19 protein-coding genes are annotated in these 20,447 nt (G+C 65.0%); 6 read left to right on the top strand and 13 right to left on the bottom strand.

All coding sequences use genetic code 11. The features are described from left to right. The first annotated feature begins 223 nt into the window (after nt 1–223). Entirely contained in the window at nt 224–1,075 is an 852-nt protein-coding gene (locus ACEN9J_RS37305) for a DUF5991 domain-containing protein (protein WP_296732736.1), read from the top strand. Between the two features lie 106 nt (nt 1,076–1,181). Here the strand turns inward: ACEN9J_RS37305 and ACEN9J_RS37300 are convergent, their stop codons facing one another. The 9 genes from ACEN9J_RS37300 to ACEN9J_RS37260 all read right to left on the bottom strand — a co-directional run bounded on the left by ACEN9J_RS37300 (nt 1,182) and on the right by ACEN9J_RS37260 (nt 9,839). Then, complete coding sequence (locus ACEN9J_RS37300; protein ID WP_413764899.1) at nt 1,182–2,618, bottom strand: aldehyde dehydrogenase family protein; 1,437 nt, start codon at nt 2,616–2,618, stop codon at nt 1,182–1,184. 14 nt (nt 2,619–2,632) lie between these two features. Then, nucleotides 2,633–3,844, bottom strand: a complete 1,212-nt coding sequence (locus ACEN9J_RS37295) for a fumarylacetoacetate hydrolase family protein (protein ID WP_261215269.1) — start codon at nt 3,842–3,844, stop codon at nt 2,633–2,635. 68 nt (nt 3,845–3,912) lie between these two features. Continuing rightward, nucleotides 3,913–5,481: a UxaA family hydrolase gene (locus ACEN9J_RS37290; RefSeq protein ID WP_413764898.1), complete on the bottom strand. Its 1,569-nt coding sequence runs from the start codon at nt 5,479–5,481 to the stop codon at nt 3,913–3,915. A gap of 10 nt (nt 5,482–5,491) precedes the next feature. Continuing rightward, a complete protein-coding gene (locus tag ACEN9J_RS37285) occupies nt 5,492–5,824 on the bottom strand; it encodes an NIPSNAP family protein (RefSeq protein ID WP_203206412.1) in 333 nt (110 codons plus the stop codon). Further along, a complete protein-coding gene (locus ACEN9J_RS37280) occupies nt 5,821–6,606 on the bottom strand; it encodes a transporter substrate-binding domain-containing protein (protein ID WP_057595234.1) in 786 nt (261 codons plus the stop codon). Before ACEN9J_RS37280 ends, ACEN9J_RS37285 begins: the two co-directional genes overlap by 4 nt. Before the next feature lie 53 nt (nt 6,607–6,659). After that, on the bottom strand, nt 6,660–7,397 hold the full coding sequence (locus ACEN9J_RS37275) for an amino acid ABC transporter ATP-binding protein (protein WP_057595189.1): 738 nt from the start codon (nt 7,395–7,397) through the stop codon (nt 6,660–6,662). Nucleotides 7,398–7,400: 3 nt separating this feature from the next. After that, nucleotides 7,401–8,069, bottom strand: a complete 669-nt coding sequence (locus tag ACEN9J_RS37270) for an amino acid ABC transporter permease (protein ID WP_057595190.1) — start codon at nt 8,067–8,069, stop codon at nt 7,401–7,403. A gap of 9 nt (nt 8,070–8,078) precedes the next feature. Continuing rightward, on the bottom strand, nt 8,079–8,762 hold the full coding sequence (locus ACEN9J_RS37265) for an amino acid ABC transporter permease (protein WP_057595192.1): 684 nt from the start codon (nt 8,760–8,762) through the stop codon (nt 8,079–8,081). A 6-nt stretch (nt 8,763–8,768) separates the two neighbouring features. Continuing rightward, a complete protein-coding gene (locus ACEN9J_RS37260; protein WP_296742506.1) occupies nt 8,769–9,839 on the bottom strand; it encodes a cyclase family protein in 1,071 nt (356 codons plus the stop codon). A gap of 207 nt (nt 9,840–10,046) precedes the next feature. Between ACEN9J_RS37260 and ACEN9J_RS37255 the strand changes: the two genes are divergently transcribed. Further along, nucleotides 10,047–10,922, top strand: a complete 876-nt coding sequence (locus ACEN9J_RS37255) for a helix-turn-helix domain-containing protein (RefSeq protein WP_413764897.1) — start codon at nt 10,047–10,049, stop codon at nt 10,920–10,922. A gap of 1,375 nt (nt 10,923–12,297) precedes the next feature. Here ACEN9J_RS37255 and ACEN9J_RS37250 read toward each other — a convergent pair. After that, a complete protein-coding gene (locus tag ACEN9J_RS37250) occupies nt 12,298–12,906 on the bottom strand; it encodes a TetR/AcrR family transcriptional regulator (RefSeq protein WP_203206416.1) in 609 nt (202 codons plus the stop codon). Nucleotides 12,907–13,007: 101 nt separating this feature from the next. On the opposite strand from ACEN9J_RS37250, the gene ACEN9J_RS37245 reads away from it, so the two are divergent. Continuing rightward, a complete protein-coding gene (locus ACEN9J_RS37245; protein ID WP_261215279.1) occupies nt 13,008–13,757 on the top strand; it encodes a glucose 1-dehydrogenase in 750 nt (249 codons plus the stop codon). Between the two features lie 303 nt (nt 13,758–14,060). On the opposite strand, the gene ACEN9J_RS37240 is transcribed toward ACEN9J_RS37245, so the two are convergent. From ACEN9J_RS37240 to ACEN9J_RS37230, 3 genes are all read right to left on the bottom strand, one after another. Further along, nucleotides 14,061–14,330 carry a type II toxin-antitoxin system Phd/YefM family antitoxin gene (locus ACEN9J_RS37240; protein ID WP_203206418.1) on the bottom strand — a complete coding sequence of 90 codons (270 nt, stop codon included), beginning with the start codon at nt 14,328–14,330 and terminating at the stop codon, nt 14,061–14,063. A gap of 71 nt (nt 14,331–14,401) precedes the next feature. Then, nucleotides 14,402–14,566, bottom strand: coding sequence for a hypothetical protein (locus ACEN9J_RS37235; protein ID WP_203206419.1), 165 nt, complete (start codon nt 14,564–14,566; stop codon nt 14,402–14,404). A gap of 61 nt (nt 14,567–14,627) precedes the next feature. Continuing rightward, nucleotides 14,628–15,833, bottom strand: coding sequence for a beta-ketoacyl-[acyl-carrier-protein] synthase family protein (locus tag ACEN9J_RS37230; protein ID WP_413764896.1), 1,206 nt, complete (start codon nt 15,831–15,833; stop codon nt 14,628–14,630). Between the two features lie 636 nt (nt 15,834–16,469). Here ACEN9J_RS37230 and ACEN9J_RS37225 point away from each other — a divergent pair. The 3 genes from ACEN9J_RS37225 (at nt 16,470) to ACEN9J_RS37215 (ending at nt 20,446) form a co-directional block, all read left to right on the top strand. Continuing rightward, nucleotides 16,470–17,435: a LysR family transcriptional regulator gene (locus ACEN9J_RS37225; RefSeq protein WP_203206421.1), complete on the top strand. Its 966-nt coding sequence runs from the start codon at nt 16,470–16,472 to the stop codon at nt 17,433–17,435. Nucleotides 17,436–17,543: 108 nt separating this feature from the next. After that, nucleotides 17,544–18,512, top strand: coding sequence for a Bug family tripartite tricarboxylate transporter substrate binding protein (locus ACEN9J_RS37220; protein WP_413764895.1), 969 nt, complete (start codon nt 17,544–17,546; stop codon nt 18,510–18,512). Between the two features lie 176 nt (nt 18,513–18,688). After that, complete coding sequence (locus ACEN9J_RS37215) at nt 18,689–20,446, top strand: CocE/NonD family hydrolase (protein WP_261206564.1); 1,758 nt, start codon at nt 18,689–18,691, stop codon at nt 20,444–20,446. Nucleotide 20,447: the final 1 nt, after the last annotated feature.

The raw sequence follows: 20,447 nt of genomic DNA, 5'->3' as shown, positions 1-20,447 counted from the left end.
GAATGGGGTTTTCTGGCTCGCCCCCAGGTTTTCCCGCGGTTTTTCGGCTGGAAGTCCAGCCGCGGCGGGCATGGGGTGGCCGGGAATCCGCACACGGCCCCTCCAGGCAAATCGCCGACAGAGCGTTGCGCTCGATGCAGACATCGCGCCCGTGCCGAGGGCCTGCAATCTTTGGCAGCCCGATCCCGGGCCACGAGATCATTCGAATTGGAGGGAGTCGACGATGAACCTTGCTCGCCTTGTTGCCGGTACCGTCGGGGCCGGCGCGCTCATTGTCTGGAACGCGGCGGCTCATGCCCAGCAGCCCCCGGCGTCCAGCCAACCCTCTCCAGGGACGACCCAGGTTGCCTCATCGGGGCGCACGCTCGCCAGCTCCAGACTGGCGACGGACATCCTCAACCGCATCGCAGGCCATGTTCGTACGGTCAAGGGTTGCCAAACGCTGTCCGAGGTGCGCATGGAGGTGATGCCGCGCGGCTATGTGCCGGTGCAGCCCGCCGTGTCTGCCAACTCGCGTGGGGGCCACTTCGAACGCTGGAGCGTGAACGCCTGCGGCGAGCGCCAGCTGTTCCAGATCGGCATGTGGCCCGCGCAGCGCGGAGGCAGCGATTTCGCGGTGACTCCGCTGGCTCTCGCGTCGGCTCCCTCGGGGGCGGGCGCAGCCGCTGCGCGTCCTGTTCCGTCCACCGCGTCTTCTTCCGCATGGCACGGCCGCTACGTCTGGGAAGAGTCGGTCGGCCGCATCGGCGGCTCGGCGCCCTCCGAGGGCGTGGCCGCGTTCATCGAACACACCCTGGTGCTCGGGCCTTCCGCGGGCGCGACGAGTTGCGCGCTCAACGGCGATGGCTACCAGACCCATCGACGCATCATTTGCACGGCGACTCCCGAGGGACAGTCGCTCGCGATCAAGTTCTACAAGTTCGCTCCCGGCAACGCGCTGGGGCGCCATCAGGTCGGCGAGCGCCTGTTCACGTTGACGCGAGGACCCGAGGGGCTCACGACCCGATTGGAGGGCCTGGGGCGGGCCGTCGACAATATGCCGCGCAGCGGCGTGCTTTTCAGGTCGACGCGCTGAGGGACATGCCTGGGCCATTCCCGCGAGCAGATCGACGCTCGGGTGCGCGGTCGGCGGTCTCGCGCACTCGCGCCACAGCGACTTCGACTCGCGGCTTCCTGGCTCTTCAGGCCAGCGTGTAGGCCGTCTTCACCGTGGTGAAGAACTCCTGCGCATAGCGCCCCTGCTCGCGCGGACCGTAGCTCGAACCCTTGCGCCCGCCGAAGGGCACGTGGTAGTCCACGCCCGCGGTCGGCAGGTTCACCATCACCATGCCGGCCTGGCTGTGGCGCTTGAAGTGCGTGGCGTACTTGAGCGACGTGGTCGCGATGCCGGCCGACAGGCCGAACTCGGTGTCGTTGGCCGTGGCCAGCGCCTCCTCGTAGTTCTTCACGCGGATCACGCTCGCGACCGGGCCGAAGATCTCTTCCTTGTTGATGCGCATGGCCGCGGCCGATTCGCTGAACAGCGCGGGCGACATGTAGTAGCCGTCGGTCTCGAGCTTCAGCCGTTCGCCGCCGGCGGCCAGCACCGCGCCCTCGGCCTTGCCGATGTCGACGTACTCCAGGTCCTGCTCGAGCTGCGACTTCGAGGACACCGGGCCCACGTCGGTGCCCTGCGCGAGCGCGTCGCCGACCTTGATCTTGGCCATGCGTTCCTTCATCGCCGCGATGAACTTCGGGTAGATGCCTTCGGTGACGATCAGCCGGCTCGAGGCCGTGCAGCGCTGGCCGGTCGAATAGAAGGCGCTCTGCGTGCTCAGCTCCACCGCCTGCGCGAGGTCGGCGTCGTCGAGCACCACCTGCGGGTTCTTGCCGCCCATCTCGAGCTGCACCTTCTTGCCGTTCTTCACGCACTGCACCGCGATGTTGCGGCCCACGCCCACCGAGCCGGTGAAGCTGATCGCATGGATGCCCGGGTGGCTGACCAGCGCATCGCCGATCACGCTGCCGCGGCCCATCACGAGGTTGAACACGCCGGCCGGAATGCCGGAGCGGCTGATGATCTCGGCCAGCGCCCAGGCGCAGCCCGGCACCAGGTCGGCGGGCTTGAGCACCACGCAATTACCGAAGGCCAGCGCGGGCGCGATCTTCCAGGCGGGAATGGCGATCGGGAAGTTCCACGGCGTGATCAGGCCGACCACGCCCAAGGGTTCGCGCGTGATCTCCACGCCGATGTTGGGCCGCACCGAGGGCAGCAGCTCGCCCGACAGGCGCAGGCACTCGCCCGCGAAGAACTTGAAGATCTGGCCCGCGCGCGTGGCTTCGCCGATGCCTTCGGCCCTGGTCTTGCCTTCCTCGCGCGCGAGCAGCGTGCCGAGTTCCTCCTTGCGCGCGAGGATCTCGCTGCCGATCTTGTCGAGCGCGTCGGAGCGTGCCTGCACGCTGCCCGTGGCCCAGGCCGGGAAGGCCGCGGTGGCGGCGGCCACGGCCGCTTCGACATGGCTCGCGTCGCCTTGCGTGTAGTGGCCCAGCACGTCGCCGAGGTTGCTGGGGTTGACGTTGGGGCTGTAGCTCGCGCCGGCGCGCCATTCGCCGCCGATCAGGTTGTCGTGGTTCTGCATGCTTCTTCGTTTCTTCAGAGGTCGTTGGCGAGGAGTCCGCGGCGCGCGAGGTTGGCGATGAAGGCGCGCAGGCCGAACCGCCATGGCGCCGCGTCCTCGCTGTGAGCGACGCGATTGCGCAATTCGCCCAGTCGCGCGCTGCGAATGCTCACCACGTCGCCGACACGGTGGGTGAAGCCGCTGCCCGGCTGCGAGCGATCCTGGATGGGTGCGAACAAGGTGCCGAGAAAAAGCATGAAGCCATCGGGATACTGGTGAGCCGCCATGGTCTGCGCCACCAGGTCCAGCGGATCCCGGCTGATCTGCGACATCGAGCTGATGCCCGCCAGCTCGAAACCCTCGGGCCCTCGCACGGTCAGATGCACCGTTTCGCCGCGAACGGCATCCAGCCCGAAGGAGGCGTCGAAGAGCCGGATGAACGGGCCGATCGCGCACGAGGCGTTGTTGTCCTTGGCCTTGCCCAGCAGGAGGGCGCTGCGGCCTTCGATGTCGCGCAGGTTGACGTCGTTTCCGAGCGTGGCGCCAACGATCGCCCCCTCGCTGCTGACCGCCAGCACGACTTCAGGCTCCGGGTTGTTCCAGGCCGAGTCGCTGCGGATGCCGATCTCCTGGCCCGTGCCGACGGCGGACAGTACCGGCGCCTTGGTGAACACCTCGGCGTCCGGGCCGATGCCGACCTCGAGGTATTGCGACCACACGCCACGTTCCTGCAGCAGGCGCTTGAGCGCCATGGCCTCCTCGGAGCCGGGCTTGATGAGCGACAGGTCGTCGCCCACGGTCTCGCGCACCTGCGCGCGGGCCTCTTCCGCGCGCGATGGATCGCCCCCGGCCTGCTCCTCGATCACGCGCTCGATCAGGCTGGCCGCGAACGTCACGCCCGCGGCCTTGATGACCTGCAGGTCGCATGGCGCCAGAAGGTAGGGGCGGCGCATGTCGCATCCAGGGTGGACGCTGTTCGACAGCAGTTCCTCGAGGCTTCCCATGCGCGATCCGGCGGTCTCGCGCACCCGCCGTGCCGGGTCGTCGGCATCGAGCAAGGTGGACATCGTCGGGAAGGCGCTCGACAGGTCATAGACCCCGTCAGCGCGGATCGCGACCACCGCGGGACCGGGCACCTCGCCGGTCAGCCAGGCGCGTCCGACCAGGGTGCCCGCGTAGCCGTCGTCCGGCAGCACCGCGGAGGCGGCAAGTGTCAGGGGCGGGGAGGAAACAGGATCAAGCGTCATGCCGTTCCATTCGATCGGTATTCGGAAAATTCGGGAAAGATGGCTGAAGAAGGGAATGCAGCCGGCGCCTAGGTGACCACGCTGATCTGCCAGGGCACGAATTCGTTCTGCCCATAGCCGTGCTGCTCGCTGCGCGAGCGCTCCCCGGAGGCAACCGACAGCATCATGCGAAACAGCTCCTCGCCGAGCTCGGCGATCGAGCGCTCGCCGGACAGCACGGTTCCGCAGTTCAGGTCCATGTCGTCGGCCTGCCGTTCCCACAGGGCGGTGTTGGTCGCGAGCTTGATCGACGGCGATGGCGCGCAACCGTAGGCCGAGCCGCGGCCGGTGGTGAAGCAGATCAGGTTCGCTCCGCCGGCGACCTGCCCGGTGGCGGACACGGGGTCGTAGCCCGGGGTGTCCATGAAGACCAGCCCTTTGGCGGCGACCGGCTGCGCATATTCGTAGACTTCGTTGAGCGAGGTCGTTCCGCCCTTGGCGATGCCACCCATCGATTTCTCGAGGACCGTGGTGAGCCCGCCGGCCTTGTTGCCCGCGGACGGGTTGTTGTTCATCTCCGCGCCGTTGCGCGCGCAGAATTCTTCCCACCACTGGATGCGCGCCACCAGCTTGCGGCCGATGTCCGGCGCGCGCGCGCGTCGCGTGAGCAGGTGCTCGGCTCCGTAGATCTCCGGCGTCTCCGACAGGATCGCGGTGCCGCCGTGCCGTACCAGCAGGTCCACGGCGGCACCCAGCACCGGATTGGCCGAGATGCCGGAATAACCGTCGGAGCCGCCGCACTGCAAGCCCACCACCAGATGGCTCGCGGGAACGCTCTGCCGCTGCACGGCGTTGGCCGCCGGCAGGAGGCTGCGCACCAGACCCACGCCGCGCTCGACGGCGTTCGTGGTCCCGCCCACGTCCTGGATGGTGTAGCTGTGCACCCGATCGTCGTGCGTCAATCCCTGGCTGGCCAGCAGCCCGGAGATCTGATTGGTCTCGCAGCCCAGTCCGACGACGACCACCGCGGCGAAGTTAGGGTGGCAGGCATAGCCTCCCAACGTGCGTTGCAGGATCCGCAGGCCTTCACCCTTCGCATCGATGGCGCACCCCGCGTCATGGGTCAGCGCCACGACGCCGTCGATGTCGGGGTAGGCGCCCAGGGCATCCGGATGAATGTCGCGGCGAAATCGGTCGGCGATGGCCCGCGCAACCGTGGCGGAGCAATTGACCGTCGTCAGGATGCCGATGTAGTTGCGGGTGCCGACGCGCCCGTCCTTGCGCACGATCCCCTGGAACGTGGCTGGCTGCGAGGCGGCCGGGGTGGCCCGGGTCTCGGCCGCGTGCGCGTAGTCGCGGCTGAACTCGCCCATCGTCACGTTGTGCGTATGCACATGCTGGCCCGCGCGGATCGCCACGCTGGCGAAGCCGATGATCTGGCCATAGCGGCGCACGACCTCGCCCACGGCGATTTCGCGGGTTGCCATCTTGTGGCCGGGTGGAACCAGTCCGGAGACGACCACGTTCTCGCCGCGCACGAGCGTGCCCGACAGCAGCTGGTCGAGTGCGACCACCACGTTGTCTTCGGGATGCAGTCGTATCACGCGCGGCGCGGCCGAGAACGAGGCAGTCGGCGCGAGGCCATGGCGATCATTCATTCGCTGGTCCTCACTGCAGCGGCGAGTAGCGCGTGGGAACGAGCAATTGGTTCTCGATCCGCGCGACGATGGGCCCTTCGGACTCGAAGCGCTCCCGCGCGGCCAGCCATTCCGCATCGTTGGAGAACGCGCTCCAGATGCGTTCGCGCGCGGCCAGGCTGTCCCAGCGGATCATGAACGTCAGCGCCTGGTTGCTCGGGCCGACCTCGGTGGTCCAGAAACCCACCGCCTCGATGCCGTGGCGGCGCCACAGCGGCAGCGTGGCTTCCTCGAAGCGTCGGTGCAGTGCCGCGAGGCGACCCTGGGCGCAGTGGTAGATGCGCAGTTCGTGAACGGCGCTCATTGCGCGGGCAGCGGCGGCAGTTCGCTGTGGTGATACTTCTTGAAGATCTCGTTGAGCTTGCCATTGGCGCGGTTGGCCTTGACCCAGTCGTTGATCCACGCCAGGAGCTTGGGTTCTTCCTTGCGCATGCCGATGCCCAGGTTGAACTCCTTCACGACGAACTTGGTTTCGAGTTCCCTGCCGGGCGCCTTGGTCTGGATCGCCTGCAGCAGGGTGGTCGCGGTGGAAACGATCGGCGCCTGCCCGCTCACGCCGGCGGTCACCAGCGTCGCGTCATCGTCGTAGCGCACGATCTGCGCGCCCACGGCCTTCTGCACGAGCTCCATCTCCTGCACGTTGCCGCGGGTGATGGCGATCTTCTTGCCGACGAGGTCGCCATAACCCTTGATGTTCATCGACTTGGGCGCGGCAACCACGATCTGCACGACCGAGTACGGCACGGAGAAGTCGATTACCTTCTGGCGATCGGGACTGATCGACAGCGTGGCGATCGCGAGGTCCGCCTTGTTGGTCTGCAGGAACGGGATGCGTGTGGGACCGGTGGCCGGAACGATCTCCAGTTCTACGCCGAGGTCCTTCGCCAGGAGCTGCGCGGTCTCCACATCGGAGCCGTAGGGTTGCATCTTGTCGTTGGTCATGCCGTAGGGCGGCAGCGCCAGCTCGATGGCGACGCGCAGCTTCCTGGCCTGCTTGATGTTGTCGAGCAGATCGGCCTGTGCTGCGCCCGCGGCGGCCAGTAGCGAGAAAGCCAGCGCGATGCGCCCGAGGGTTGGCTTGATCATGGTCATGTCTCCTGATGTGGATGTGGATGGGGAAGAAAGAGGGACGGTGAAGGTCAGAGTCCGTTGCCGACGAATTGCGCGAGCTCCGGTGTGCGGGGTGCGGCCAGGATGTCCGCGCCGCCCATCTCATGCACCCGTCCGGCATGCATGAAGACGATCTTGTCCGCCACCTTGGCGGCAAATGCCATCTCATGGGTCACGAGGATCATGGTCATTCCGCCCCTGGCGAGCGATTCCATGACCTGCAGCACCTCGCCCGTCAATTGCGGATCCAGTGCGGAGGTCACCTCGTCGAAGAGCATCAGCTGCGGTTCCATCGCCAGGGACCGGGCGATGGCCACGCGCTGCTGCTGCCCGCCCGAAAGCTGTTCGGGATAGGCCTGCAGCTTGTCGTGCATGCCGACCTGGCGCAGCACGCGATCGGTGATGCCGGTGGCTTCGGCGGCGGACTTGCCGCGCACCTTCCTGAGTGCGAGCGAGACGTTCTGGGCCACCGTGAGGTGCGGAAAGAGGTTGTAGCTCTGGAAGACGATGCCAACCTCGCGGCGTAGGCGGCGCAGGTCCAGCGAGGCGCTGCTCAGCGACTGGCCGCACACGGTGATCTCGCCGCCATCGATGGTCTCGAGGCGGTCGATGCAGCGCAGCGCCGTGCTCTTGCCGGAGCCGCTGCGGCCGATGATGGCCACGACCTGGCCGCGGTGCACGTCGAAGGACACGCCATCGAGCACTCTCGCCGTGCCGAAGCTTTTCCGAACCTGGTCCAGTCGAACCAGTGCTGTGTTGTCGTTCATGTCTCAGGTTCCAGGAGAGGCGCGTCGACCGACGCGCAGACGCGTTTCGAGCGCGTGTGCCCACAGCGAGAGCGGGTAGCACAGCGCGAAGTACAGGAGCGCCATGATCGAGAACACCAGGAAGGGTTCGAACAGGGCGTTGTTGATGACCTGGCCGGCCCGCGCGAGCTCGATGAAACCCACCACCGAAGCCAGCGAGGTGTTCTTCACGATCTGCACGAGAAAGCCGACCGTTGGCGGCGTGGCGATGCGCAGGGCCTGGGGCACGATGATCAGGAACAGGCGCTGCGAGGCACTGAAGGACAGGCACTCGGCGGCTTCCCACTGCGTCCGGGGCACGGACTGCAGCGCACCGCGCCAGATCTCCCCGAGGTAGGCGCTGGTGTAGATCGTCATCGCCAGGCCGGCGGCCGCGAGAGGTGGAACGTCGAAGCCCATGATGCCGAGGCCGAAGTACGCCAGGAACATCAGGATCAGCAGCGGCGTTCCCTGGATCAGTTGCACGTAGATGCCCACGAGTCCGCGGCACAGTCGGCTGGGCGCGATGCGGCCCAGGGCCACGAGGAACCCGAGCAGACCGCCGCCCACGAAGCCGGTGGCCGACAGGCCGAGCGTCCAGGCTGCGCCGTGGAGCAGGAAGAGCAGGTGGTTGGTGTTGAATTCGTTGTTCATCGGGTCGACTCAAATCGCGGTGCCGAGCCTGCGTCGACGAGGGAAGATGAGGAGGCCCAGGAGCCAGAACCCGGCACGCATCGCGAGCGACAGCAGGAGGTAGCAGCAGGCGACCACGAGGTAGGTCTCGAAGGCGCGAAAGGTCATCGACTGCACGCGGTTCGCGACGGCGGTGAGTTCCTCGGCCGAGATCTGCGACATGATCGAGGTGGCCAGCATGAGCAGGATGAACTGGCTGGTCAGGGCCGGGTAGACGCGCTCCATGGCCGGCTGGAGCACCACGTACCAGTAGGTCTGGATGCGCGAAAGGCCGAGGCATTCGGCGGCCTCGATCTGGCCTGGATGCACCGACTCGAAACCGGCGCGCATGATCTCAGTGGTGTAGGAGCCGACGTTGATCACGAGGACCAGCAGCGATGCTACCGCGGCATGCATCGTCAGCCCGAGGCTCGCGAAGCCGAAGTAGAAGAGGAAGACCTGCACCAGCAGCGGCGTGTTGCGGATCACTTCCACATAGATGCCGCAGGTGCGCCGCAGCCACGCGAGCTGGCTGCGGCGGCCGATCGCGCACAGCGAGCCGAGCACGAAGCCTAGCAGCGTGGCCGCGAACGAGAGCTGGATCGTGAGCCAGGCGCCGTGCAGGAAGTCCGGCCAGAATGCCGCGACGCTGCTGAAGTCGAACTTGTAGTTCATGGGCCGTCAGACCGTGGCGACCGGTGTGGCCGGGGAGCCGACCGCGCCGGGAAGCCGCAAGGGAGGCGCCGTCAGCAGAAAGCGGTTGCGCCCGCGCGCGCGCAGCCATTCGGCCAACGGCGTGAGGTGCCACAGCTCGCCCAGGTGCACGCCCAGCTTGAACAGGCAATGCTCGTGCAGCGGCAGTGCCGCGCAGCATCCGTCGAAGGCGCGCGCGGGTTGGGCTTCGACCGCGTAGTTGTCCGCGATCAGGGCGGACAGGCCCGAGTCCGTGATCCATTGCAGCAGGCGCTCGTCGCGCCCATCCAGCACCGCGCAACTGCGGTCCAGAACCGTGGCATCCGGCTGCCGGTTCATGTCGAGCAGGCGCTGCGCGTAACCGGTGTGCAGGCACACCATGTCGCCGCTCTCCACCTCGACGCGGTCGGCATCCAGGATGCGCATGAGGGTGTCGTATCCGACGTTCACGCGGTCGTCGCCCAGGTGCGCGCGCAGGTCGATCATCACCGCGCGGCCCTGCACGCAGCGCTCGGCCATGTTCTCGATACCCAGCGCCTTGGCATGCGAAGTGGAGTGCGTCACGCCCGCGATCGGCGGCCCCGCATCCGCGGGGTCTTCCGGGCCGATCATGTCGATGTGCGCACGGTAGCCGTTGTAAAAGACAGGCACCGGCACCCCGTCTCCGTTCGCGTCGAACATCTGGCCGACATGCGCCAGCGAATCCCACTGCGTGGAGTACTGCAGGTAAAGCACGGCCAGGTCGTCGCAGAGCACGTCGGTCAGGTTGAGCAGCTCCGTGAACATCTTGTAGTTCATGTTCGGCCGGCCATTGCGCAGCGTGGGACGCAGGATCGGGGGCCGGCGCTTCTCGTTGAGCACGTTGCCGCCGGGGAAATCGAGCGGCAGGCTCAGGCAGAAGGTGCGCCCATCGCGCACCTCCGCCAGGCCCTCGAGGACCTTGCTCGGCGTCAGCAGATTCATCCGGCCCGCCTGGTCGTCGGGGCCGAAGTCGCCCCAGTTGGAGCCGGGTGGGCGTTGTCGCCAGCGCGGCGAGGCTGGCGTCGTGTGTTCGATCATGAGAGGGGATGCCGCTGCAAGAGTGACTAAATTTTGAGACAATATCCAATTATTGGTTCTAAACCTTTTGGACTCACATAGGGCTATCCCTAGGCAGTCGCGTGTCAGCCGTGGCTCCCGCCCCTGGATGCAGAGGCGCCGCGCACTGGGGAGCGACACGGTCGATAATGAGCAGATGTCTAATTTTTGAAACAACGAGGCAGCCGTATGGCCTTTGACTTGGCCGACATCGGCGCGCGGGTGCGTGCCTACCGACTTGGTGCTGGTTACAACGCAGACGAGCTCGCTGCGCGACTGGGGGTGTCGCGTGCCGCGCTCTATCGCATCGAGCAAGGGGAGATCGTCAAGATCGACGTGATCCAGAACATCGCCTCCATCCTCGGTACCAGTCTGGCCTCGCTGCTCGGGGCGGGGGCCGAGTACCACGCGAACGCCGCGAGCTACCAGGCACGCATGCAGCAGCTCGAGAAGAATGCGAGTCACATCGTCGCGCTCTTCAGTCCGCTGTCATACCTGTTGACCACCGAGGAGTACGACGAGTACCTTGCACTCATGATCGAGGAGGCGGAAGCGCCCGTCAGCCGCGTGCGCGCTGGTGCCCGAAGCGACCGCGGGACCGCGCTGCTGGAGACCCTCGGGCAGCGTCGGATCCAGGCCCGCGAGCACTCGCCGTCGATCACCTGTCTCTATTCGCTCGAGGAGCTGCGGCGACTGCTGACCCTAGGTTTGGTCGGGCGCCTTGGACTGCCGGCTGCCACGGTCGCGAAGCGCAGGCAGGCAGCTCAGCGCCAGGTGGAACACCTGGCCAGGCTGATGCGCACGGAACCGCTGGGCATCCAGATCGGCCTGGTTGAAAACGTGGTGCCGAACGTGGCATTCCAGCTGTTCTACCAATCCGATGCGGCGGTTCTCGGCACGAGTCCCTTTCGGATCGGCGAATTGCCGAACCTGGACGTGGGCGTGGCGATGATCACTTCCGCGAAGGAGGCTGTCGACCTGCACGTGCAGCTGTTCGATCGGCTATGGAGCCGTTGCAAGCGTGGGACCGATGGCGCCAGGCTGTTGGAAGAACTGCTCGATTGAGCGTGGCGAACGTCCTTCCAGCGAGCCTGTGGCAATCCCATTTGCCACATCGCGTGACGTCATCTAGCGCTCTTTGAAGAAAGCTGCCGGCCTGCTCTCCAGGAACCGGCCGAAGCCCACCAGCCATCTGCGCGGTCGACGTCGGCCGGCTTGCCGAGAGCTCTCTCGAGGGGGCGCTCGACCCCAAGGCCTTCGGCATCGTCCCCCGATTCGAGGAGCAAATCGCGCGCCTTGAACACGATCATGGTCGGCAACAACAACGGTTGCCTCGCGCAAGGACTCACGAGCTTGCGCAAGGCGCAGATCGATGGCGAGCGGATGCAGGACTGCTACCAAATTCATCCAGCGGGACTTTGCGGAGATCGCCCGCAACTTCGGATGCCTGGGTCTGCCAGTCGACCGCCACCGCGATCCGCCGGACGCGCTGGACGAGGCGTCGTGCAGCGGGCTTGCGGCGGTGATCGACGTGCGGCATCGATCCCGCGGCTTTGGCGCCGTTGCCCTGGATGCCTTCTCTGTAAGCCTTGCTGTAAGGCCTGCAAGTACTTCGGGCAGCTTGGGCCAGGGAACTACGACACGATATCCTTGGCAGCGGCTTCAAGGGGCACAAGGATCGTGGTTCATCTCCGCTCAGATATGCTCAGCCGCACATCAGCGGGACCCGCCATGCGAGAAGCCGAGTATTTCGTACTGAGGGCATTTGTCGCAGTGCAGGAGCAAGGGAGCTTCCACCGGGCGGCAGAACAGCTGCGCTTGAGGACGAGCATCCGCACGTAGTTTTTCTTGTATGCGCCGCGCAGGGCGACTTTCGTCGATGTAATGATGTACCTTTTGCGATGAAAAGGAGTGGCCAGACGTCACCACGTCTTTTGTCGAGGGTTCGGTCCTGCGGGAGTTACGGGCGTCAGACATGCTTGCAGTACTCACCGTCTGCGGCACCTCAAAATGCCTCGGCATCGCTCTCGAACCTTTGAGCCAAGCCTTCACGCGGAATGTCCTCGGCTGGGGTCGACCTCGGGCAACTTCGTTTCCGCTGATGCGATTGGTGCGATGGTCTGGTTGCTGTGCGGAGTTCGGCGCCGACGGGGCACCTCAGACGCGCGCTCGGATGCAGGCTCGAGATTTATCCGCTACATACCTTGCACGACGAGGAAGTGAACATGCGATGGATGTTGATTCAAGGAAGCTGACTGGCTGATACAAGAGCCGCGGCAAAAGAAGTTGCTGGCGCAATGATGCGCCGTCGAGATTCAATGGGATTGTTTCTAGAGCGCCACTCGACCAACTCGATCGAAATCAACGCCCGCCCGGAATTACCGCCAGCGTGAAGATTTGGTTGTGCTCACCATTTTGAGCACGTCCAGGACTGGATCGGTTAGTTCGCGACTTTTTCGGGGAGCAGTTGATCGTCAGCTCGGTGCAACCCAATTCCGTCAAAGAACAGATCTACCAAGTGCGCGATACGCGCTTTTCCGCTGTGGGACTGCTCGACAGCAAGAGAGATCGCCGTGACCATGCACAACAGATCGTCCAGGGACAGATCCTCGCGAATCGCTCCCGCTTCTTGCGCACGCTGGAGCAGCCGCAGACCCTCATCGCTCCCCGCTTTGCAGCCGGGAGTGCCGCTTTTAAGTACCGCGCCCAGCGATGCAGCTAGTCCGTGATAGTGGCTGGCATGCATCACGAGCGCTCGAACGAAAGCGCGTATGGAGGCTGTGGGTTCGGGCGCAGGGTCTGCGGCTCGACTCGCCGCTGCGAGCGACAACAGGCGCTCATCGCTTAGTGCGGCAAGCAGGGCCTCGCGCGTCGGGAAGCGGCGATAAAGCGTCCCGATCCCCACCTTCGCACGCTTGGCAACATCGTCGAGCGAGGCATCAGCACCACGCTCGAGAAACACCTCTTCGGCAGCTGCAAGGATACGCTCCCGATTGCGCGCTGCATCGGCGCGTAGTGGCGCCTCATCGGTGGCAGGACTTTCTTTCATATCCGGTCTTGGTTACAAGTGGATGATAGCTCCGCTTCAAAAGTGGATGGTTCCTCCATATAATAAGTGGAGGAACACTCCACTTTAGAGATGAGGTACGCATGGGCAAGCGATTTGTAGACAAAGTTGTAGCGATTACCGGTGGCAGCGAAGGCATTGGACTGGCAACTGCCAAGCTCTTCGCCGCAGAGGGCGCGCGGGTCTACGTCACCGGACGCAGACAGGAGCGACTCAACGACGCCGTCCGGGAAATTGGCAACGGTGCTATCGGCGTACAGGGAGATGCCGCGAACCTCACCGACCTCGATCGCCTCTACGAGCGCATTCAGCGCGAGAGCGGCAAGCTGGATGTTGTGTTTGCCAACGCTGGCATCGCCGAGGGCGAGCCGCGCCCGCTGGGCACGATTGACGAAGCCGGCTTTGACCGCCTATTCGACTTGAATGTACGCGGCGTGCTTTTTACCGTGCAGAAGGCATTGCCACTGATGACCGCTGGCGCCGCAGTCATCCTGAACGGCTCGGTCGCCGGCAGTAAAGGCTTTCCCGACCAAACGCTCTACAACGCGAGCAAGGCGGCAGTGCGTTCGTTCGCGCGAACCTGGACGGCCGACCTGAAGGAGCGCGGAATCCGCGTCAACGTGGTATCGCCGGGCGGCACTGAGACCAGCCTGATGCGTAGCTACCTTGATTCGCGACCGGGCGTCGAAGACATGCTGAAGCAGGTCGTGCCTCTCGGTCGCCTGGGTCAGCCAGACGAGATCGCGCGCGCCGTGCTGTTCCTTGCATCAAATGAGAGCAGCTACATTGCCGGCATTGAACTCTTCGTGGATGGCGGCTCGATCGCTGTTTGAGACTCTTTCCGACGAAGACTTCCTACAAGCTGCGCAGCGCTAGGTCACGGGAACAAGTCCTTGCCGACGGTGTCGAACGCCAGGATCGGCGTACCCATGCTTCGCGCTGATTGCGAGCGCCACGTCTGTTCGGTGTGCGCTAGACGCAGGGCGCGGCCTCCGGTCGATTGATCGAGGTGCCCTGAGAGTCACGCGAACGCTCTAGGTGGGCCTTGTGGACACCTATCTGTAGTTTCCCAAGACATAGGGGATGGCGCGCTGTTGTTCGCCGCTGTTTCGATGCAGATCGAACTGCGCCATGCCTCAGAGGGGCGAGTGTTCGTCTGCGAAAGAGCCCCACTGGGCCTGTACGGCGTTCCAGCCGTCAGCGCATGCATCGGCCCAATGGCGTTGTTGCTGGATCCGTTCCTCGCCGCGTGCACGGGGAGCTTCCTGCAATTCATTTATCTCTTGAGGAGAAATGATGTAAGCCGCGGGACGGCCGCGTTGGGTGATGGCGACGGGCTCGCGTTGAGCAGAGCCCAGCAGTTGCCCGAAGCGATTTTGTGCTTCGGCCGAGGTGACATTGAGCATGAACATTCCCAAATTGGCTAAATACAGTTTAGCTGGCGTATGTCATGAATTGCCGAGGTGCAAGCGTCTGCTTAGTAGCCAGAGCCGTGGATCGCCGTGGTCTCCCCCTCGAGCACCAGCGTCGGCGGACTGGCGAGCACGCCCTCGCCGCGGTAGGCCGCTCGCGGCCTCCCAGCCGAGCGGGTGAGGCTCCAGAAGGCCAAGCCCTCGATGTAGATCGTCGGCGTGGTGCTCATGGAAGTACCTTCGTGCTTCGCACCGCGGTCCGAGCTTGCTTGGGGCGGCCTGGGGCGGTGCTCATGCCTGCGCCGCCTTACCGAACACCAGTGCGCAGTTGTTGCCGCCGAAGCCGAAGGAGTTGGAGAGCGCGTAGCGCACCTCGCCGTGCGCCGGCGCGAGCCGGATCTGCGGGCCGAAGCCCGGGTCCAGCGCGGCCGAGTTGACCGTGCCCGGCATCAGGCCGCGCTCGATCGCCAGCAGGCTGATCACCGCCTCGACGATGCCCGCGGCACCCAGCGTGTGGCCCGTGAAGCCCTTGGTCGAGCTCGCATGCGTGCGCGCCGGGAAGCGGCGCGCCACCAGCGCGCCCTCGACCTCGTCGTTCTTCTGGCTCGCGGTGCCATGCATGTTGATGTAGTCGATCGCCTCGGGCGCGAGGCCGGCGCGCGCCAGCGCCTCGTCGAGCGCGCGCTCGGCGCCCAGGCCCTCGGGGTGCGGCGTCGACATGTGGTGCGCGTCGCTGGCCTCGCCGTAGCCCAGCAGCTGCAATCCTGTGGCGGAAGCCGCGTCGGCGCGCTCGAGCAGCGCGAAGCCCGCGGCCTCGCCCAGGCTGATGCCGTCGCGCTCCGGATCGAAGGGCCGGCACGGTCCGCCGGACACCAGCTCGAGCGAGTTGAAGCCGAACAGCACGCTGCCGCACAGCGTGTCGACGCCGCCGACCACGGCCGCGTCGACCAGGCCCAGGCGGATCAGCCGCTCGGCCGAGGCGAACACCTTGGCGCTCGAGGAGCAGGCGGTGGAGATGGTCTCGCTCGGCCCCTCGAGGCCCAGCACCTCCTGCACGAACATCGCGAGCGAATGCGGCGTGTGCACCTTGGGGCGTCGCTGTGCGGTCGGAAAGGCGCCGCTGGCGTCGAGTTGGGTATAAGCAAGCTCGGCCTCACCGATGCTCGAGGTCGAGGTGCCGAGGATCAGCGCGATGCGCGCCGCGCCATGGCGCCCGCGCGCCTCGGCCACGGCCTCGAGGAAGCCGTCGGCTTGCAGGCCGAGCCAGGCCAGCCGGTTGTTGCGGCAGTCCCAGTGCGCGAGGGCGTCGGGCAGGCGGAGCTCTTCGAGGCCGTCGACGCGGCCGATCCAGGTCGGCAGCGGCGCGGGGCCGAAGTCGTTGGCGCGCAGGCCGCTGCGCGAATGTTCGAGCGCTTCGGCAAGCGGCTCCTTGCCGACGCCGACGGCCGAGGTGGCCGTGTAGGCGCTGATCTGGAGGGGGGGAATGCGGGCGGGCATGGCGCTGGCTGGGCGGGGCAAGAGATCGTGGGTCGCACTTCTTCCGAGACTTGTCGACGATATGCAAAGCTTAACAATTGAGGGTGAGGACTCCTGTCAGTGGTGGGCTATGGGTGTCGTCTCCCGAAGAGCCGTCATCGTGGCGCACCGCGAAGTAGCCGCCGTCAGCGCCGTGGGCATCGGCGCGCGAGCAGGTTGCGACATGCGATCGGAGCGAGGTCAAAGACGGCGACGAACATGCCGGAGCTTGCGAGGAGCTTCGCGACGGTCGCATCCGCGGGCTGAACCGCGCGTACGGCGAGACTTGTTCCTGAGACTCAGGTACGGGCGAGGAGGGGGGAGGAGGGGGCAGCCTGTTCCCCGGGTGCGCCGACTCAGAAAGGATCGGAGCGCTCTTCGAAGCTCGCGCACGCGGCGGACAATTGTGATGGTCCCAAAAGCTCAGCATCGCTCGCGCATTCCTGGCCAGCGCCCCGGCCGATGGCTTCGCCAGTCAGAACCTTTGATTGACGGGGGGACGGTCTGGGCACGCTGCAGCTGTTGCAGAGTAAACTGCAGTCGGCCCCCGTCTTAGGTTGCGCCGCCAGCGCGCAATGCCGCCCCTCGGTACCACCGACGCACGGCTCTTGTGAAGCCATGAACGTTAGGCAACTGCGCTACTTTCTCCAAATCGCCGAACTCGGCAGCGTGACGCGCGCTGCGGAGGTCTTGCACATCGCCCAGCCGGCGCTGTCGCGTCAGATGCGCTCGCTCGAAGAAGACCTCGATGCGACGCTGCTACACCGTTCCGAACGTGGTATCACGCTTACGGAGGCTGGGGAATGTCTTCGCGGAAGTGCCGTCGAACTGCTGCGCCATTTCGATCGGGTCCGCTCCGAGGTCCGAGATCGGTCCGGTGACGCCAGCGGTGAGCTCACGATCGCGCTGCCTCCGTCCATGTCGGAGTTGCTCGCGTTTCCGGTCGTACAGCGATTCAGGACCAGTTTTCCTAACGTCTTGCTGAGGGTATTCGAAGGATCAAGCGGAGTCCTCGACGCCTGGTCAATGGTCGCACAGGGCAGGGCCGACCTGGCAGTGGTCGCCTCCGGGGAACCCCTCGCCAGTCTTGAGGCCTTCCCTTTCATCGAAGAGCCAATGTGTCTGATCGGCCCAGCCGAATCAGGTCTTTCCATGGACAAGCCGTTGGCCCTGGAAGATCTTGTCGATCGGCCAATGGTTGCGATGAGCCGCCCGAATGTGGGACGCATGATCGTGGAAAGCGCGATGGCCGAACGGAATTTGCGCCTCAACATTGCGATGGAGGTCAACACTCGGCAACTGGTGTTGAGGGCGGTGGAATCGGGCTTGGGGTTCACGACCCTGCCGGTGTGCTCCGGGAGCGACCTGCTTGAGCGTGGTGCCATCTCCATGGCACCCATCAAGGACGTGATGATCTCCTGGCTTCTGATAAAAGGCCGCGAACAAGGTTTGTCCGTTGCGGGCCAGCGCATGCAACTCATGCTGCGGCAAGTCGCCCATGAGCAGATATCAGGCGGTCGCTGGCCACTTGCCAGACTGAAGGGGTTCATCCCGTCAGGGACGGACGTTGCTCGCCTGCCTTGACGTGACACCGGGATCGGCATGGTCGCCATGCCGAGAAAGCATTTCCGCCGCCATTGCCTCGTTGCTAACCTCTTCTCCAGTCTAATTACTACTAGAGGAGACAGTCGTATGAACAGGCGAAACATGATCGCCGGGTCGCTGGCGTCGATGCTGGGAACCCAACTGCGCGCGCAGGGCGGCAACGGCTATCCGCACCGTCCGGTAACGCTCATTTTCCCCTTTCCCCCTGGATCGCCGGGGGATGCGGAAGCGCGAGAGATCGGCATCTCGATGCAGAAGGCGACTGGTCAGCCGCTCGTCATGGACTATCGCCCCGGCGCAAGCGGCATTATCGGCACGCTGCGCGCCCTGCGAGCGGCACCGGACGGCTACACGCTGCTGTACGGCTCGACGACATCGATCGTGACGGGACCCGCCGTCACCATGAAGTCCCCCTATAGCGGGACAACCGACTTTGAGCCGCTCACGGGAATCGGGCGGATCGACGGGCTCCTGGTTGTGCCGGCCAATTCCAAGTACCACACGGCGCAGGAGCTTGCCGAAGCGCTCAAGGCAAATCCAGGCAAGTTGAACTACGGCACGATCGGGCCCGGCTCGATGTCGCACCTGATCGGCGAGCTCTACCTGCGGACCGTTGGCGCGAAGGCGACGCCTGTCGCGTACAAGGGAGCACCGCAGGCCTTGCAGGCGCTGGTTGCCGGAGAAATCGACTTTCTCGCGGACAGTGTGGCGTCAGCCGGCGGCCTCATCGACGCTGGAAGGGTTCGTCCGCTGGCGGTGGCAACCAGCAAGCGCCTGTCACAGTTGCCTGATGTCCCGACACTCACTGAGACCGGACTCAAATTGGTACTCGGGGTGTGGCTCGGGTTGTTTGCGCCGAAAGGGACGCCTCGCTCGGTGCTGGATCAATGGGCGCTATGCGCGAGCGACTATCTGCGCGACGCGGACGTGCGTTCAAAGTTGCTTGCGAGGGGGATAGAGCCGACTCCGAGCACGCCCCAGGAATTTGCGCGTCAGGTTGCGGCAGACGAGGCGCAGTGGCGGCCGCTCATCAGGTCGTTGAACATCCAGACTTGAGAGTTTCGAGTCCGAATACAGCGGGCGACCTTTTGGTCGCCCGCTTTTTTTTGCCTTTCCGCCCATCGCATACACGCCACTGTCCAGGGCATGCCAGCCATGCCACGACAGTATTTCCCGAGCGGGCATGCAATTCCTATTCTTGCCGGCATGGAAAGACAAAAAAGGACGACGCAATGAACCCAATGAAAGAGACTGAAGCTGCCGCGATCATCGACGCCATCGTTGTGGACTGGGACGTCCCCATCACGATGGATGATGGAACGGTTCTGCGTGCCGATGTTTTTCGTCCGGTGGAGGAAGGGCGCTATCCCGTACTGCTGAGCTATGGACCCTACGGCAAAGGACTGGCCTTCCAGGAGGGCTATCCGGCTGCTTGGGAGGGCATGGTCCGCAGCCACCCCGATGTGGCAGAGGGATCCAGTGGCCGGTACCAGAACTGGGAGACGGTCGACCCCGAGAAATGGGTGTGCGATGGTTATGTGTGCATCCGCATCGACAGCCGCGGCGCCGGTCGCTCCCCCGGATTGTTGGATCCCTGGTCAGAGCGAGAGATCAGCGACATTTGCGAGTCGATTGCTTGGGCTGCAGCACAGCCATGGAGCAGCGGCAAGGTCGGCATGAACGGGATCTCCTACTACGGCGTGAACCAGTGGTTCACTGCATCGCGCCGTCCTCCGTCGCTGTCGGCGATCTGTGTCTGGGAAGGTGCAGCCGACATCTATCGGGACGCAGTGCGCCACGGTGGCATCCCTTGCACGGCGTTGTGGAAGTCCTGGTACGGACCGCAGGTCGTGAACGTCCAGCACGGCGCCGGTGACCGCGGGCCGCGCAGTCGCGTGACAAGTGAGCTGGTTGCGGGTCCGGAGACACTGGATGACGAGACTCTTCGCTCTAACCGAGTGGACCTTGAGCACGAGCTGACGAGCCGACCCCTCCCGGACTCGTATTTCGAGGCGCGGTCGGGACGATGGGACTGCGTTGACGTACCGCTCCTCTCGGCGGGCAATTGGGGAGGGCTCGGCCTGCATCTGCGAGGCAATATCGAAGGGTTCACGCAAGCGAGCTCGAAGCAGAAGTGGCTCGAGCTGCATGGCGGCGATCACTGGTCTTCGTTCTACATCGCCAGTTCGGTCGCTCTGCAAAAGAGGTTCTTTGATCACTTCCTAAAAGGAGCTGACAACGGCTGGGACGCCGAACCTCCGGTGAATCTGAACATCCGGCACGTGGACCGGTTCGTCGCTCGGAAGGAGCAGGCATGGCCCATTCCGGACACGCGATGGACCCCGTATTACCTGGAGCCGGGGCAGGCGGCCCTTGGCAGCTCCGTCCCGGTGGACAACGCTTCCGTCACCTACGAGGCCCTTGGGCCGGGCTTGGTATTCATGCTGCCGCCCTCGACCAGTGAACTCGAGGTAACGGGCCCCTTGGCAGCTCGCCTCTACATTTCTTCCGAGACCACCGACGCGGATCTCTTTCTCACCGTTCGCCTGTTCACGCCCGACATGAAGGAGGTCACCTTCCAGGGCGCCAACGACCCTAACACGCCGATCGCGCAAGGGTGGCTGCGTGCGTCGCACCGGAAGCTGGACGCGGATCGTTCCAAACCCTGGCGCCCCTGGCATGCGCACGACGAGATCCTTCCACTCGTGCCCGGCGAAGTTTATCCAGTCGACGTGGAGATCTGGCCGACCAGCATCGTCGTCCCCCCGGGCTACCGATTGGCGCTGAGCATCCGTGGCAAGGACTTCGAGTACGCGGGCCCACCCGTGATGGCGTTGCACCCCGCACACGAAATGCGAGGCTGTGGAGCGTTCGTTCATGACAACGAGCGGGACCGTCCGCGGTCAGTTTTCGGGGGGAAGGTAACGATCCACACCGGCCCGTCGCACCCGTCATCTGTCCTTCTGCCCGTGATCCCGACGCGGGCGTGAT

The sequence above is a fragment of the Variovorax sp. Varisp41 genome, from assembly GCF_047325085.1.
In the GTDB taxonomy this organism is placed as follows: Bacteria; Pseudomonadota; Gammaproteobacteria; order Burkholderiales; family Burkholderiaceae_C; genus Variovorax.
Note: the sequence above shows the minus strand (reverse complement) of the source record. Positions and strands in the feature narration are given on the sequence as shown.